This window comes from Mycobacterium sp. H4Y (assembly GCF_000364405.1).
In the GTDB taxonomy this organism is placed as follows: Bacteria; Actinomycetota; Actinomycetes; order Mycobacteriales; family Mycobacteriaceae; genus Mycobacterium; species Mycobacterium intracellulare.
The window spans coordinates 1,201,145-1,216,311 of record NZ_AKIG01000002.1 but is presented as its reverse complement, the minus strand read 5'-3'; the positions used below and the strand labels follow the sequence as shown (position 1 = coordinate 1,216,311).

The window sequence follows — 15,167 nt, the reverse complement described above, 5'->3', positions numbered from 1 at the left end:
AGATGACGCTGCGAGTGGTTCCCGAAGGACTGGCCGCCACCAGCGCCGCGGTGGAGGCGCTGACGGCACGGCTGGCCGCCGCACACGCGGCGGCGGCCCCGGCGATCACGGCGGTGGTCCCGCCGGCGGTCGATCCGGTGTCGCTGCAGACGGCCATGGGATTCAGCGCTCAGGGCCAGGAGCACTCGGCCATGGCGGCCCAGGGCGTCGAGGAGCTGGGCCGCGCCGGTCTCGGCGTCGGGGAAGCCGGCGCAAGCTATCTCGCGGGTGACACCGCGGCCGCTGCGACGTTCGGGATCGCGGGCGCCTGACGATGACTGCCCCCCTCGCCCCCATCTGGATGGCGTCGCCACCAGAGGTGCATTCGGCGTTGCTGAGCGCCGGTCCGGGACCGGGGCCGCTGTTGGCGGCCGCCGGTGCGTGGACCTCGCTCAGCGCCCAATACGCCACGGCGGCCGGGGAACTCAGTGCGCTGCTGGGGGAGGCGCAGGCGGGCGCGTGGGAAGGGCCGAGCGCCGAGCAGTATGTGGCGGCCCACCTGCCGTACCTGGCCTGGCTGCAGCAGGCCAGCGCCGACAGCGCGGGCGCCGCGGCGCAACAAGAGGTCGCGGCGACGGCGTACACGGCGGCGTTGGCGGCGATGCCGACACTGGGGGAGCTCGCCACCAACCACGCCGTGCACGCGGTGTTGGTGGGGACGAATTTCTTTGGCATCAACACCATTCCGATCGCGGTCAACGAAGCCGACTACGCGCGGATGTGGGTTCAGGCGGCCACCACCATGGGCACCTACCAGGCCGTCTCGGGTTCGGCGCTGGCCGCGGCGCCCCGCACCATGGCCGCGCCGACCATCGTCAATCCCGGGAGCGAGACCAACAACCTCACGTCCAACGCCGCACAGAACACCGGGGACTGGTGGCAGAACTTCATCCAGCAGTTGTCGAAGTTCCTGCAGGACTTCTTCCAGAACATCCAGCAGATGCTGCAGGACTTCTTCTCGAACCTGCCGGCGTTCCTGGCGGCCAACGGACCGCTGCTGTTCTTCATCGCCTACCAGGTGTTCTTCAACGCCGTCGGCTGGCCGACCTGGGGCGCGATCCTGACCGCACCGTTCCTGATTCCGCTGCTGCTGGGGATCGGCCTCAGCTCCCTGCTCACCACGCCGGCCGAGGCCGCGCCGGAGGCGGCGGCCCCGGCCGCGGTGGCCCCCGTGCTGGCGTCGAACAAGCCGTCCATGCTGCCGGCGGTCGCCATGGCGCCGACGGTGGCGACTCCCGCCGCCGCCCCAGCCACCACAGTCGCGGCCGGCACCGGCGCGCCGGCGGCCCCGGCGCCGGCGGCGGCGGCCGGAAACTTGGCCTACGTGGTCGCCTACGGCGCTGACCCGGACACCGGCGTCGGTCCCACCCTGACCGGGCGCGGCGGGGCCAAGGCGCCCGCGGCGACGATCCCGGCGGCCGGCGCGGCGGCACCGGCCCGCGCCGAGGCGCGGGCTCGGCGCAGGCGGCGAGCCGCGCTGCACGACCACGCCGACGAATTCGCGGACATGGAATCCGATTTCGGTGTGCCCCCGGACTACGGCGACGAGGAAGAGCTGGCTGCCGCGGTGGCTTCGGCCCAGGGGGCCGGACCGCTCGGGTTCGCCGGAACCAAGCAGAGGCAGAAGGCGTTTCAGGCGGCGGGATTGACCAAGCTGGCCGACGACGACTTCGGCGGCGGCCCACGGATGCCGATGGTGCCCGGCACGTGGGAGCAGGACGCCGTCAACGGTAGGGGCCCAGCCGAACCGGGGAAGGGGGGATAAGGCAGTCAGCCACATCCAGGTGAACTACTCCAAACCCCAACGGACGCAATAGAAAGGAATCACCATGAGTATGTTGGACGCTCATATCCCGCAGTTGGTTGCCTCGCAGTCGGCGTTCAGCGCCAAGGCCGCGTTGCTGCGCAGCACGATCAGCCAGGCCGAGCAGGAAGCGATGTCGGCGCAGGCCTTCCACCAGGGCGAGTCCTCGGCGGCGTTCCAGGCCGCGCACGCGCGGTTCGTGGAGGTCGCCGCACGGGTCAACACGCTGCTGGATATCGCCCAGGCCAACCTCGGCGACGCCGCCGGCACCTACGTGGCCGCGGACGCGGCGGCCGCCTCCGGTTACACCGCGTTCTGATCCAGCCACCCTTAGACGCCACCAAACCGCGAAAGGACTTCTGATGTCGCAGATCATGTACAACTACCCGGCGATGTTGAGCCACGCCGCCGACATGTCGGGCTACGCCGGCACGATGCAGGGGCTCGGCGCCGACATCTCCGCCGAACAGGCCACGCTGTCCAACGCCTGGCAGGGTGACACCGGTATGACCTACCAGGTGTGGCAGGCCCAGTGGAACCAGGCCATGGAAAGCCTGGTGCGCGCGTACCAGTCGATGGCCAGCACCCACGAGGCCAACACCATGTCGATGCTGGCCCGCGACCAGGCCGAAGCCGCCAAGTGGGGCGGCTAGTTCGTGGCTGAACGAGCCTGATGGAACCAGCTCCCAACGCCGTCGAGCTGACGGTCGACCACGCGTGGTTCATCGCGGAAACGATTGGGGCGGGAAGCTTCCCGTGGGTATTGGCAATCACCTGCCCCTATCGTGATGCCGCGGAACGCAACGCGTTCCTCGACCGTCAGAAGGCGGAGCTCACCCAGATGGGCCTGGTATCGGAAGGCGGGCTCATCAACCCCGCGGTTGCCGAGTGGATCAAAGTGGTGTGTTTTCCCGAGCGGTGGCTCGACCTGCGCTACGTCGGCCCCGCCAAGGACGCCGGTGCGGCCGGCGGCGCCGGCGAGCTACTGCGCGGCATCGTCGCGCAGCGCGCCGGGGCCGGCGGCCGGCCGTCGAGGACGGTGGTCGCGTTGCGCAGCGCGCAGCTGATCACGTTCACCGCCATGGACATCGACGATCCACGCGCCCTGGTTCCGGTCCTGTGCGTCGGGCTCGCCCAGCGGCAACCGGCTCGGTTCGACGAGTTCAGCATGCCGACCCGGGTGGGCGCCCGCGCCGACGAGCGGCTGCGTTCCGGTGCGCCACTCGCCGAAGTCCTTGACTATCTGGGTATCCCGCAATCTGCGCGTCCTGTGGTGGAGTCGGTGTTCAACGGGTCGCGAAGCTACGTCGAGATCGTCGCCGGCTGCCACCGCGACGGCCGACACTCCACCACCGAGGTGGGGATGAGCATTGTCGACGCAAGCGAGGGCCGGGTCCTGGTCAGCCCGTCCCGCGCGTTCGACGGCGAGTGGGTTTCGACCTTCGCGCCCGGCACCCCGTTCGCGATCGCCGTCGCGATCGAACAATTGACCGCCCAATTGCCCGACGCCGGATGGTTCGCCGAACACCGGCTAGCACGAGACTTTTCGAATTCAACACTGTCCGTCCAACACTGAAAGAAATAGAGAAGAGAGCACGATGTTCCAGGAACGGCCGCAACATTCTTCGAGGGTCCGGTGACGTCCGGAACCGTCATGCCGATCGTCCGCGTGGCAATTCTCGCGGACAGCAGGTTGACGGAAATGGCCCTGCCCGCCGAGCTGCCGCTGCGCGAAATCCTGCCCGCGGTCCAGCGTTTGGTGGTCCCGGCCACCGCGAACGGCGACGCGGAGGATGCCTCCGGCTCGCGCGGCGCCGCCGAGGTCGGTGGCGCGACCCAACTGAGCCTGGCGCCCATCGGTGGCGCGCCGTTCAGTCTGGATGCGAGCCTGGACACGGTCGGCGTCGTCGACGGTGACCTGCTCGCGCTGCAGCCGGTGCCGGCCGGCCCGGCCGCACCCGGAATCGTCGAGGACATCGCCGACGCCGCGATGATTTTCTCCACCTCTCGGCTCAAGCCTTGGGGCACAACGCATATCCAGCGTGGCGCGCTGGCCGCGGCGATCGCCGTGGCCTTCCTGGCGACCGGCCTGTCGGTCACCTACCGCGTCGCCACCGGCGCGCTGTCCGGGCTGGTTGCGGTCAGCGCGGTGGCGGCGCTGACCGCCATCGTCGGCCTGCTCGTCACGGCGCGCTCGGCGCGCACCGGCACGGCGCTGTCGATCGCCGCGCTGGTGCCCATCGCCGCCGCGCTGGTGCTGGCGGTGCCGGGCAGGTTCGGCCCGGCGCAGGTGATGCTGGCCGCGGCCGGTGTCGCCGCGTGGTCGCTGATCGCCTTGATGGTGCCCAGCGCCGAACGGGAACGCATCGCCGGATTCTTCACCGCGACCGCGGTGCTGGGCGCCGCGGTGCTGCTGGCCGCCGGAGCCGAATTGCTGTGGCACGTCAAGCTGGTCGCCATCGGCTGCGGGCTGATCGTGGCCGCGCTGCTGGTCACCATCGAGGCGGCGCAAATGTCCGCGCTGTGGGCCCGTTTCCCGCTGCCGGTCATCCCGGCGCCCGGGGATCCCACGCCGTCGGCGCCCTCGCTGCAGGTGCTCGAGGACCTGCCCCGCCGGGTCCGGATCAGCGACGCCCACCAGAGCGGATTCATCGCCGCCGCGGTGTTGCTCAGCGTCCTGGGCTCGGTCGCGATCGCGCTGCGCCCGGAGACGCTGAGCGGCGCGGGTTGGTACGTCGTCGGGGCGACCGCCGCGGCATCGGTGCTGCGCGCCCGGGTGTGGGATTCGGCCGCCTGCAAGGCATGGCTGCTCGCCCAGCCCTTCCTGACCGCCGGCGTGCTGCTGGTGATCTACACGGCGACGGGACGCTACGGCGCCGCCCTCGGTGCGGCCGTGGTGCTCCTGGCGCTCGTGGCGGTGTGGATCGTGCTGGCGTTGAACCCGGGAATCGCTGAGCCGGAGAGCTATTCGCTTCCGGTGCGCCGGCTGGTGGGCTTCGCCGCGGCGGGACTCGACGCCTCGCTGATCCCCGTCATGGCGTTCGTGGTCGGGTTGTTCAGCCTGGTGCTCAATCGATGATTCGATCGGCATCAGCCTGCTTCGCGGCGGTGTTGGCCCTGTTGCCGGCCACCGCGACGTGGACGAGTCCGCCGGCTTTCGCGATCAGCCCGCCGACGGTCGATCCCGGCGTCCCCCCACCGAGCGGGGCGCCGGGGCCGGTGCAGCCGATGGAGCAGCGCGGACCGTGCGTGACGTCCGGGGTCATCCCGGGCAGCGATCCGGGCGCCCCCACGCCCAGCCAGTCGGCGCTGAATCTGCCTGCGGCATGGCAGTTCTCGCGTGGCGACGGTCAGCTGGTCGCCGTCCTCGACACCGGGGTGCGGCCGGGCCCGCGGCTGCCCAATGTCGAGCCGGGCGGCGACTTCGTCGAGGCCACCGACGGCCTGACCGACTGCGACGGACACGGCACGCTGGTCGCCGGGATCATCGCCGGCCAGCCGTCGCCGGACGACGGGTTCTCGGGCGTGGCCCCCGCGGCGCGGGTGGTGTCGATCAGGACGTCGTCGGCCAGGTTCTCCCCCCGCACGCCGGGCGGCGACCCGCTGATGGCGCGGGTGTCGACCGAGGTCACGACCCTCGCCCGGGCCATCGTGCACGCGGCCGACCTCGGCGCCCGGGTGATCGACGTCGGCTCGGCCACCTGCCTGCCCGTCGACCGCCCCGTCGACCAGGCCGCCCTCGGTGCCGCCGTGCGCTACGCGGCGGTGGACAAGGACGCGGTGATCGTGGCCGCCGCGGGCAACAGCGGACCGACCGGATCGTTCGCCGGTGGGACGTCGTGCGAATCCAATCCGCTCACCGACCTGAGCCGTCCGAACGATCCGCGCAACTGGGCCGGCGTCACCTCCGTGTCCATCCCGTCGTTGTGGCAGCCCTACGTGCTTTCGGTGGCGTCGCTGACCCCGGAGGGCCAGCCGTCGAAATTCACCGTGGCGGGCCCGTGGGTGGGTGTCGCGGCGCCGGGCGAGCGCATCGTGTCGGTGGGCAACGATGACGGCGCGGGCCTGGCGAACGGCCTGCCCGACGACCATCAGCAACTGGTCGCCCTCAAGGGCACCAGCTACGCGGCCGGTTACGTCGCCGGCGTCGCCGCGCTGGTGCGCAGCAAGTATCCCGACCTGTCCGCCACCGCGGTGACGCATCGCATCACCGCGACCGCGCACAACGGCGCCCGCGACCCGTCCAACGTGGTCGGCGCCGGCAGCGTGGACCCGGTGGCCGCGCTGACGTGGCAATTACCCGCCGGCGCCCAGCCGAGCGGGGCGGCGGCCAAGCAGGTCGCTCTGCCTCCGGCGCCGGCGCCGGAGAACACCACACCGCGGACCGTCGCGGTGGTCGGCACCGCCGTGCTGGCCGTGCTGGTCGCCGTGGCCGGCGCGGTCACCACGATCGCCGCACGCCGTCGAAAGGACCCCACCCCGTGAAAATGTCGATACCTACCCCCGGGAGCGGGCGAATCACGTTGGCGCTCTTGGCCATTGTGCCCGCGGTTATGGCCTACCCGTGGCGATCGCCACGAGACTACTGGCTGCTCGGCATCGCGGCGGCCGTCGTGATCGTGCTGTTCGGCTGGTGGGGTGGCCTGTATTTCACCACCTTGGTGCGCCGCCGCCTGGCGATCATCGGGCGCGCCAACGCGTTCACCCCGCAGCCCCCCGCCACGGCGACCACCGCCCTGGTCCGGGTGGGCGCACCGGAGGACGACTCCGACGTGCTGCCGCTGCCGCTGATCGCCGGCTACCTGGACCGCTACGGCATCCGGGCGGACAAGATCCGGATCACCAGCCGGGACAACGCCTCCGACGCGTCGCGGCGCGAGACCTGGATCGGGCTCACCGTGTCGGCGCCGGAAAACCTGGCCGCGCTGCGGGCCCGCTCGCCGCGGATCCCGCTGCAGGAGACCGCTCAGGTCGCGGCGCGGCGCCTGGCCGACCACCTCCGCGAGATCGGATGGGAAGCGACCGCCGTCGCACCCGACGACGTTCCCCGGCTGTTGACGTCCAACCCCCGCGAGCGATGGCGCGGCGTGCAGCGCGGCGCATCGGATTACATTGCGGCATACCAGATCCGGGTGGACGAGGCCTTGCCGGAGACGCTGGACGCCATCCGGTCGCATTCCGCCCGCGAGACCTGCACCGCGCTGGAGATCGCCGGCGACAAGGCCCACCCGACCGTCGCGGTGGCGTGCGCGTTCCAGACCGACACCCCGCCGGAGCGCACGGCGCCGCTGGACGGGCTGACCCCGCAGCGCGGGAACCACCTGCCCGCGCTGACGGCGCTGGACCTGTTGTCGACGGCGCGGCTGGACGGACACACGACCGCGCCCGCGGGCCTGCTCGCCCAGCTGCACTGGCCCACCCTGGTCGGCGGGGCCCATCGGGCGTCGTCGGCCGGCGGCCCGGAAACCAGCTCGGCGACCACCGAGACCCTCGAGGCCGCTAGAACATGACCGCCTGCAGGAACGCGGTCATCCGGCGCAGGTAGTCCAACTGGCTCACGTGCATCACGTGGCTGCCCGGAAACCAGTGCAGCGCACAGTGATCCCAGTGCTGCCATAGCTTGACGGCGTGGTCCGGCGGCGCCATCCGGTCGCCGAGGCCGGTGATGATCATCCGGCGGTCCCGGCCGACCAGCGGCGGGTAACTGAGCGGGCAGTGGTACGCCATGCCGGCGCTCAACGCCTCGTGGCTGATATCGGAGAGGCGCAGGCCCATCCGCACCAGCTTGTTGGCCGGGAACCATTCGTCGAACAGCGTCGCGGGAGTGACGACCGGGCAGTTGGGGATGACGGCCTCGAGCCGATCGTCGGCGGAGGCCACCAGCGCCGAGGTGTAGCCACCCAGCGAGATGCCGGTGAGCGCGATCCGGTCGACACCGGTGTGGCGCAGGTAGTCGATGACGGAACGAAAGTCGTGCACGGCCTGGGCCATCGCCTCGGCGAAACCGGACAGGCCGCCGGCGAAATAGCCGAAACCGCTGAAGGGCGAGAACTTTTCGGCCCGCTTGCCGTGAAAGGGCAGCGTGTACATCAACACGTCGTAGCCCGCCCGGTAGTACCAGGGCAGCGAGAAGAACCGCCCGTTGGCCAGATACCACGACCCCATGAAGCCGTGGATGACGCACAGCGTGGGCCGCGGCCCGTCGTCGTGGCGCCAGTGCTGCGCGCGCACCATGTTGTTGGATCCCCACGCGCTCCAGCGCGCGCGCATCGCGGGGTTGATCGCGGTGAAGCTGCTGGGGAACGCGATGTTGTCGACCGTGCCGCGCGCGACCCACTCCGCCAGCGGGCTGGCGCGACGCGAGGTCACCCGCGGCAACTCGGTGGGCGCCGGAAAGGACCGCGCGGGATCTCCCGCCGCCCCCAGCTCGGCGTAGAAGTCGAGGTTGCTCCGCTCGGTCGAGGCATCGGATTGCCGCAGGGCGCCCGCGACCACGAACGGTGTCACCGTGGTGGTGAGCAGCGAGGCCACCCAGGTGCGCAGGGCCAGATCTCCGAGGGCCGATGCCTCGACTACCATTCGCTGACGGGGCGACAACGCCGAGTGGGGGGGTAATCCGCCGGCGCCGGCCGGCACATCGGCGCCGGGAACGTCTGGAACGGGGACCGGCGGGTCGATCGGATCCATGTCGGGCGCCACGAACGCCGATGGTAGCCGGACGGGCTCGCGCTTCCAGGATGTTCGACCGGTTTCGGTCGCTACGGTCTTATCCCGGGACCACGGCGGTGATGCCGGTGCACCATAGGGGTAATACGGTTTGCTATCAGCCGGCTAGCGACGGCGCGTTGATCAGGAGGACCGACATGTGGGACCCGGACGTCTACCTGGCCTTTGCCGATCACCGCGGCCGGCCCTTCTACGATCTGCTGTCGCGGGTGGGCGCCGAGCGGGCGCGCCGCGTCGTCGATCTCGGTTGCGGGCCCGGACACCTGACGACATACCTGGGCCGGCGCTGGCCGGACGCGGTGATCGAGGCGATGGACAGCTCCCCGGAGATGGTGGCCGCCGCCAAGGAGCGCGGCATCGACGCCGTCACCGGCGACCTGCGCGACTGGAAGCCCCAGCCCGACACCGACGTGGTGGTCAGCAACGCGGCCCTGCACTGGGTGCCCGAGCATGCCGACCTGTTGCTGCGGTGGGCGGGCGAGCTGGCGCCCGGATCGTGGATCGGGGTGCAGATGCCGGGCAACTTCGAATCCCCGTCCTACGCGGCGGTGCGGGCGCTGGCCCGCCGTGAGCCGTACGCGAAGTTGTTGCGCGACATACCGTTTCGCGTCGGCGCGGTGGTCCAGCCGCCCGCGCACTATGCCAACCTGCTGCTGGACGCGGGATGCCGGGTCGACGTCTGGGAGACCACGTATCTGCATCAGCTGACCGGCGAGCATCCGGTGCTGGAGTGGATCACCGGCACGGCGCTGGTCCCGGTGCGCGAGCGGCTCGACGACGACGCCTGGCAGCAGTTCCGCGAGGAGTTGATTCCGCTGCTGTCCGACGCCTATCCGGCGCGCTCCGACGGTTCGACGATCTTCCCGTTCCGGCGGGTGTTCGTCGTCGCCGTGGTGGGCGGCGCGGGCCGCGCGTAGCGGGCCGCCACCATCGGGCCAGCCGCGACTATCGCTGCGCGGGCTTGCCTTCTTCGATGCCCCGGTCGGCGGCGATGGCCGACCGCGGGGTCGGCTTGGCGCCGTGATGGATCTGCAGGTACGTCTCGGTGTACCGCGCGGCGATGCGGGTGCCGGCGAACTCCGAGGGGATGACGTCGCCGGTGCGCTGCCGCCAATCATGCAGCAGGACAGCGAGATCGGCCGCGACGTCCTCGACGTCGGAGGCGTCGGTGCCGTCGTCGGCCAGCAGGTTGGTGGTTTCGGTGGGATCGGCGCGCAGATCGTAGAGCTCCCGCTCGGGCCGCGGCGCCGTGACGAGCGGGGCCACGGCCACCCCCGACGGGCTTTCCTCGATGTCCCAGGGCAGATCCAGCAGCGGCCGCGACGCGTAATTCTCGATGTAGCTGTAGTCCTTGGTGCGGACCGCGCGAATCGGATCGAATGAGTCGTGATAGGTCTTCATCGTGTACACCTCGTCGCGCACCGGCGTGGTGGGCGGGTCCGGCTCCAGCAGGATGCCCGCGTGCGAGACACCGTCGACATCGGCGGGGGCGTCGATTCCCAACAGCCCCAACAGCGTTGGCACCAGGTCGACGGCGCTGAACAGCTCGTCGTAGACGCGTGGCGTCACACCCCGGTCGGTGGGTGGCCGGATGATCATGCCGATGCCGGTTCCCGCGTCGTACAGCGTGGATTTCGCGCGGGGGAACGCCGGGCCGTGGTCGGTGAAGAACACCACCCAGGTGGTGGCGTCTAATCCCGTGTCCGCCAGCGTGTCCAGCAACCGTCCGACGGCGGCGTCGGCCGCGCTGATCGCCCCGTAGAAGGCGGCCAGGTCGCCACGCACCTCGGGGGTGTCGGGCAGGTAGTCGGGCAGCTCGACGTCGGCGCCCTCCGCCGGGGTGTATCGGTCCTCGGGGTAGGGGCGGTGCGTCTCGAAAAACCCGGCGGTCAACAAAAAGGGTTGTCCCACCAGGCCATCGGCGCTTTGCCGCAACCATTCGTCGGCCTTGTCTGCAACGTAGTCGCAGTAGGAGTTCGATACGTCGAACTCGTCGAAACCGAGCCGCCTAGGGTAGGACGTCTCGTGCTGCATGCCGAAAAGCGCCGAATACCAACCCGATTCGGACAGGATTTGGGGGAGTGTGCGGATTCCGCTGCGGTATTCCCAGCCGTGGTGCGCCAGGCCGATGAGGCCGTTGGATTGCGGATAGCGCCCGGTGAACAGCGACCCGCGCGACGGCGAGCACAGCGGCGCGGTGGCGTGTGCCCGGGTGAACAGGATGCCCTCGGCCGCAAGGCGGTCCATTCGGGGGCTCGACACGTCCGGGTGCCCGTAGACGCCGAGGTAGCGGCCCAGGTCGTGCCAGTGCACGATCAGCACGTTGTCCTTGCCCGGCGTCAATTGCGTCACCTCTCACCTCGCCCCGCGACCGGCGACGATACCGCAACGTGCTGCGGCGATCCCCGCCGCGTCGGCTCGTCAGGCGGACGGGAGGCGCCCCCACCGGTTCTCGCAGACGAACTCCGACAGCGGCCGCGCCACGGCCCAGCCGTCCAGTTCGAGGGCCGGGCGATCGGGGAATTCGGGCACCGGCCCCAGGCACAGGATGGCCACCGGCTCCGCCCCGTCCGGCATGTCGAGCAGCGAGGCCAGCCGTTGCGGATCGAAGAGCGACACCCAGCCCATGCCGAGCCCTTCGGATCGCGCTGCCAGCCACAGGTTCTGGATGGCGCACGACACCGACGCGAGGTCCATCTGCGGCAGGGTGCGCCGCCCGAACACGTGCCTGTCGCGGTCGTCGCCCAGTGCCACCACCAACAGTTCGGCGCAATCGAGGATGCCCTCCACCTTGAGCGCCAGGAATTCGTCGCCCCGCTCGCCCAGCGCGGCGGCCGTGCGCGGGCGTTCCTCGTCGACGAGTGCGTGGATGCGGCGCCGCAGCGCAGCGTCGGTGATCCGGATGAAGCGCCACGGCTGCATCAGCCCGACGCTGGGCGCGGCGTGCGCGGCCTGCAGCAGGCGCGCCAGCAGCTCCTCGTCCACCACGGCGCCGGGAACGAACCGGCGCATGTCACGGCGTTCGGAGATGACGCGATAGACGGCGCGCCGCTCCTGCGGGCTGAATGCCTGATCGGTCACGTCAGCCATCGTAGGAAATCCGCATTAGCGTGGACGTGTCCCGAAGGGAGTGTCCCGTGAAGCCTTCCGATGTCCTCGAGCAACTGGCCGCCGATCCCGCCGCCGGCCGCGGCTATGGCGAGCCCTACCAGACCCCCGACGGCACCACGGTCATCGTGGTCGCCAAACCGCTGGGGGTCTTCGCCATCCGCAACGGCCGGGCCACCTGGACGCCGGCCGTGGACGCGAATCGCATCGCCCTGATCGGGGTGATCACCGGCCTGCTGGCCGGGGTGATCGGCAGCCTGGCGGTGCTGCGGCAGCCGCCGTGGCCGCGGATCACGATCAGGGACTATAGGTAACGCCGACCGCGCGGAACACGTATTCCGGCGGCATGTCGAACGCCAGCGACCGCCGCGGCAGGGTGTCGAGCACCTCGGCCGGGATGGCGACCTTGTAGTGCAGCGACAACTCGCCGCTGAATTTTGCGTCGACGGCGGAGACATCGAGGTCGACCTGCAGGCCCGTCGACGAGATCTCCACGTTCGCGGCGCCGGTCTGCGGCGCGTCCCAGCGCACGCTGACCGTCGGGCCGGCCAGCCGGGGCAGCATCGACAGCGTTGCCAGCACCCGCTCCGAGGTGAAGGCCAGCGACCCCGTGTAGCTGGCGACGCCGTGCGGCAACCGCACCCCGGGGATGGTGCCGCTGAAACGCCGGGTCACCGCGACGTAATCGGCAAGGTAGATAAGGCCTTCCGATTCGACCTGGGCGTGCAGCTCGTCGGGCAGCTTGCCGATGCCGAACAACCTGCGGACAAAGACGGCCATACCGCCAGTATGACCGCGCGGCGCGACTCCGTGGGGCGGGCGCACGGCCGCCGCCGCGGCCGTGCTGGTATCGGTGGGTGATGACCCGCCCGAGGACGCCGTTGGCCGCCGGGATCGCCGCGCTGGCCGCGGCCGTGTACGCGCTCATGTGGGTGGGCTACCGCCAGCACTGGGCGTGGCTGTACCGCGTGGACTGGTCCCTGCTGGACGGGGCGCGGGCGCTGGCGATCAAGCACCCGTCGTGGCTGCGGTTCGCCGAATCGGTGTCGTTCGTGCTGGGACCGGGCGTGCTGGCCGTGCTGGGGATCTCCGTGACGGTGCTCGCCCTGGTGATGCGCCAACTGCGGGCCGCGCTGGTGCTGGTGCTGGCGTGCGCGCCGTGCAACGAGTTCGCGACGGCGGCGGCCAAGGCGCTGGCCGACCGCCCGCGGCCGCCGACCATGCTGGTCCCGGCGTCCGCTACCTCGTTTCCGTCCGGTCATGCGCTCGAGGCGACCGCCGGGCTGCTCGCGATGCTGTCGTTTGCGCTGCCGATGATGAACGTGGGGGCGCGGCGCGCCGCGGTCGCCGCGGTGGCGGTGGCGCTGCCGGCGGTCGGCCTCTCCCGGGTGGCGCTGAACGTGCATTACCCGTCGGATGTGCTGGCCGGCTGGTCGCTGGGATACCTGTATTTCCTGGTGTGCCTCTGGGGTTTTCGTCCCTCCGCCCCCGACCCCCCGAGCTAAAGCCCTGCGGCGGTGGGCATTTGGTCACGACGCGGTGACCTAACCGGGGCTAAAGCTTTACTTGACCGCGAGGATGCGCGGGTCTGACGATGGAGTGCATGCACCGACTGCTCACGTCACTGTGCGCTGCGGCGTGCGTGATTTTCGCCTCGGTGGTGCTCGCGCCGATCGGCGCGGCTGCCGGCGCTCCCTGGTTCGCGAACGCGGTCGGCAATGCGACACAGGTGGTTTCGGTGGTGAGCACCGGCGGCTCGAACGCGACCATGGAGGTCTTCCAGCGCACCGGCACCGGCTGGCAGTCGCTGCGTTCCGGCATTCCCACCCACGTCGGTTCGGCGGGGATGGCGCCGCAGGCCAAGAGCGGCGTCCCGGCCACCCCGATGGGCGTCTACACCCTGGACTCCGCCTTCGGCACCGCGCCGAATCCCGGCACCGGGCTGCCCTACACCCAGATCACCGGGGGAAACTACTGGTGGAGCGGCGACGACCACAGCGCCACCTTCAACTCGATGCAGGTGTGCCAGAAGGCCCAGTGCCCGTTCAACACGGCCGAGAGCGAGAACCTGCAGATCTCGCAGTACAAGCACGCGGTCGTGATGGGCGTCAACAAGAACAAGACCCCGGGCGGGGGCGCCGCGTTCTTCTTCCACACCACCGACGGCAAGCCCACCGAGGGGTGCGTGGCCGTCGACGACGCTCAGCTGGTGTCGATCATGAAGTGGCTGCGGCCCGGCGCCGTCATCGCCATCACGAAGTAGCGCCTCAGTCGGTGGCGATGGCCCGACCGGGTTTGAGCGTGAAGTTCGTGCCCTCCAAAGACATTGTGGCGTCATAGGTTCGGTCGTAACCGGTGCCGCTGATCTTCCACCCGGCCTCGGTGCGGCGGTAGGTGTCGCGGTAGAAGGCCGCCCCGATCAACATGAAGTTCAGGTCGGACACCATGACCCGGTCCTGCAGATACCAACTGCCCGTTGCGGTGTCGCCGGTGACGGTGATGTCCGGATGGGTCACCCGGTGCTCGGTGATGACGTTCGCGGGCAGCGACGTTCGCATGTACTGCACCAACTCGGCGCGGTTGGTGAAGTGCAGCTCGTTGCCGATCGACGGCCCGTAATCGGCCTTGATGTCCTCGGCCAGGGTGTCAGCGAAGTCATCCCAATGCTTGGTGTCCAGCGCGCGCAGATACCGGTATTTGACTTGCTTGATCGCTTCGATATCGGCGAGATCGTCGAGGGTCATCAGGTCATTGCAGCACACGCTGGTGAGCAGCCCAAGTTCGCATCGAAGAGCCGGTCGCCGAGACGTAAACCACGGCCACATTGCGCGGCGTGTCGTGTGCGTAGTTTAAGTGTCGCGGTCGGCAAGGTAGGCGGTGACCATGTCGATGAGGGCACGCCGTTCCAGGCTCCAATCGATGGCCGTGCCCGTGACCATCTGCGCCAGCACCACACCGCGCAACGTGGCCCAAATGACCTCGGCCACACCGGCATGCGCGGGTTCGGTGGTGATCAACCGCCCCAGTTGGCCGATCGCGGCGTTCATGTCGAGCAGGTGACGCCGCGACGACGGGTCGCCGCCGCCGCGGGTCTCGCGCAGGATTTCGAAGGCGGCCATCGACGTCGGGCTGCTGTAGCAGCCCCACGCGGTGTCGACGACGACCTCGATGCGTTCCCGCAGCGGCAGCTCGCTGACGTCGGCCGACGACAGGCTGTCCACCAAGCGGGCCACGCCGTCGTCCACGACCGCCATCAGCAGGCCGTTGCGGTCCCCGAAGTGATACTGGATTACCCCCCAGGTCACGCCGGCGCGTTCGGCCACGTGCTTGGCGGTGGCGGCGGAAAACCCCTCCTCCACGATGCAGCGGACCGTCTCGTCGATGATCTTCGCCCGGGTGTCATCGCCGCGCTTGCGGGGCGCGGTGGTACGCCGGGTGGGCCCGACGGGGCGACCGGGCGGCTGGCCGGCAACGATGGACATTGTTGACT

At 70.2% G+C, this 15,167-nt stretch carries 18 protein-coding genes; 12 read left to right on the top strand and 6 right to left on the bottom strand.

Features of this window, described 5'->3' with window-relative positions:
- Nucleotides 1-2 precede the first annotated feature (2 nt).
- The 8 genes from W7U_RS19610 (at nucleotide 3) to eccE (ending at nucleotide 7,353) form a co-directional block, all read left to right on the top strand.
- Nucleotides 3-311, top strand: a complete 309-nt coding sequence (locus tag W7U_RS19610; protein ID WP_008261668.1) for a PE family protein — start codon at nucleotides 3-5, stop codon at nucleotides 309-311.
- Nucleotides 312-313: 2 nt separating this feature from the next.
- Nucleotides 314-1,804, top strand: coding sequence for a PPE family protein (locus W7U_RS19605; RefSeq protein ID WP_036429551.1), 1,491 nt, complete (start codon nucleotides 314-316; stop codon nucleotides 1,802-1,804).
- A gap of 64 nt (nucleotides 1,805-1,868) precedes the next feature.
- Nucleotides 1,869-2,162, top strand: coding sequence for a type VII secretion system protein EsxG (esxG, locus tag W7U_RS19600; protein WP_008261664.1), 294 nt, complete (start codon nucleotides 1,869-1,871; stop codon nucleotides 2,160-2,162).
- Between the two features lie 43 nt (nucleotides 2,163-2,205).
- On the top strand, nucleotides 2,206-2,496 hold the full coding sequence (locus tag W7U_RS19595) for a WXG100 family type VII secretion target (RefSeq protein WP_008261663.1): 291 nt from the start codon (nucleotides 2,206-2,208) through the stop codon (nucleotides 2,494-2,496).
- Between the two features lie 20 nt (nucleotides 2,497-2,516).
- Complete coding sequence (locus tag W7U_RS19590) at nucleotides 2,517-3,419, top strand: ESX secretion-associated protein EspG (protein ID WP_008261661.1); 903 nt, start codon at nucleotides 2,517-2,519, stop codon at nucleotides 3,417-3,419.
- Nucleotides 3,420-3,497: 78 nt separating this feature from the next.
- Entirely contained in the window at nucleotides 3,498-4,922 is a 1,425-nt protein-coding gene (gene eccD, locus W7U_RS19585; RefSeq protein WP_085976522.1) for a type VII secretion integral membrane protein EccD, read from the top strand.
- On the top strand, nucleotides 4,919-6,328 hold the full coding sequence (mycP, locus tag W7U_RS19580) for a type VII secretion-associated serine protease mycosin (protein ID WP_008261653.1): 1,410 nt from the start codon (nucleotides 4,919-4,921) through the stop codon (nucleotides 6,326-6,328). Before eccD ends, mycP begins: the two co-directional genes overlap by 4 nt.
- Before the next feature lie 2 nt (nucleotides 6,329-6,330).
- Complete coding sequence (gene eccE / locus W7U_RS19575; RefSeq protein ID WP_036429549.1) at nucleotides 6,331-7,353, top strand: type VII secretion protein EccE; 1,023 nt, start codon at nucleotides 6,331-6,333, stop codon at nucleotides 7,351-7,353.
- On the opposite strand, the gene W7U_RS19570 is transcribed toward eccE, so the two are convergent.
- Nucleotides 7,343-8,530, bottom strand: a complete 1,188-nt coding sequence (locus tag W7U_RS19570) for an alpha/beta fold hydrolase (protein WP_008261648.1) — start codon at nucleotides 8,528-8,530, stop codon at nucleotides 7,343-7,345. The genes eccE and W7U_RS19570 overlap by 11 nt on opposite strands.
- A gap of 176 nt (nucleotides 8,531-8,706) precedes the next feature.
- On the opposite strand from W7U_RS19570, the gene W7U_RS19565 reads away from it, so the two are divergent.
- The gene (locus W7U_RS19565; protein ID WP_008261646.1) at nucleotides 8,707-9,486 is read left to right on the top strand and encodes a trans-aconitate 2-methyltransferase; all 780 of its coding nucleotides are present in this window, start codon (nucleotides 8,707-8,709) and stop codon (nucleotides 9,484-9,486) included.
- A 28-nt stretch (nucleotides 9,487-9,514) separates the two neighbouring features.
- On the opposite strand, the gene W7U_RS19560 is transcribed toward W7U_RS19565, so the two are convergent.
- The gene (locus tag W7U_RS19560; RefSeq protein ID WP_008261645.1) at nucleotides 9,515-10,921 is read right to left on the bottom strand and encodes a sulfatase; all 1,407 of its coding nucleotides are present in this window, start codon (nucleotides 10,919-10,921) and stop codon (nucleotides 9,515-9,517) included.
- A gap of 69 nt (nucleotides 10,922-10,990) precedes the next feature.
- A complete protein-coding gene (gene bluB / locus W7U_RS19555) occupies nucleotides 10,991-11,659 on the bottom strand; it encodes a 5,6-dimethylbenzimidazole synthase (RefSeq protein ID WP_008261643.1) in 669 nt (222 codons plus the stop codon).
- Nucleotides 11,660-11,706: 47 nt separating this feature from the next.
- Between bluB and W7U_RS19550 the strand changes: the two genes are divergently transcribed.
- Nucleotides 11,707-11,991, top strand: coding sequence for a hypothetical protein (locus W7U_RS19550; RefSeq protein ID WP_008261641.1), 285 nt, complete (start codon nucleotides 11,707-11,709; stop codon nucleotides 11,989-11,991).
- On the opposite strand, the gene W7U_RS19545 is transcribed toward W7U_RS19550, so the two are convergent.
- The gene (locus W7U_RS19545; protein ID WP_008261638.1) at nucleotides 11,975-12,457 is read right to left on the bottom strand and encodes a hypothetical protein; all 483 of its coding nucleotides are present in this window, start codon (nucleotides 12,455-12,457) and stop codon (nucleotides 11,975-11,977) included. The two genes, W7U_RS19550 and W7U_RS19545, sit on opposite strands and share 17 nt — an antisense overlap.
- A gap of 80 nt (nucleotides 12,458-12,537) precedes the next feature.
- On the opposite strand from W7U_RS19545, the gene W7U_RS19540 reads away from it, so the two are divergent.
- Both W7U_RS19540 and W7U_RS19535 read left to right on the top strand, forming a co-directional pair.
- Nucleotides 12,538-13,182, top strand: coding sequence for a phosphatase PAP2 family protein (locus W7U_RS19540; RefSeq protein WP_036429544.1), 645 nt, complete (start codon nucleotides 12,538-12,540; stop codon nucleotides 13,180-13,182).
- A 98-nt stretch (nucleotides 13,183-13,280) separates the two neighbouring features.
- The gene (locus tag W7U_RS19535) at nucleotides 13,281-13,940 is read left to right on the top strand and encodes a L,D-transpeptidase (protein WP_008261633.1); all 660 of its coding nucleotides are present in this window, start codon (nucleotides 13,281-13,283) and stop codon (nucleotides 13,938-13,940) included.
- 4 nt (nucleotides 13,941-13,944) lie between these two features.
- Here the strand turns inward: W7U_RS19535 and W7U_RS19530 are convergent, their stop codons facing one another.
- Nucleotides 13,945-14,421, bottom strand: a complete 477-nt coding sequence (locus tag W7U_RS19530) for a nuclear transport factor 2 family protein (RefSeq protein ID WP_170320616.1) — start codon at nucleotides 14,419-14,421, stop codon at nucleotides 13,945-13,947.
- A 105-nt stretch (nucleotides 14,422-14,526) separates the two neighbouring features.
- A complete protein-coding gene (locus W7U_RS19525) occupies nucleotides 14,527-15,159 on the bottom strand; it encodes a TetR/AcrR family transcriptional regulator (RefSeq protein WP_008261631.1) in 633 nt (210 codons plus the stop codon).
- Nucleotides 15,160-15,167: the final 8 nt, after the last annotated feature.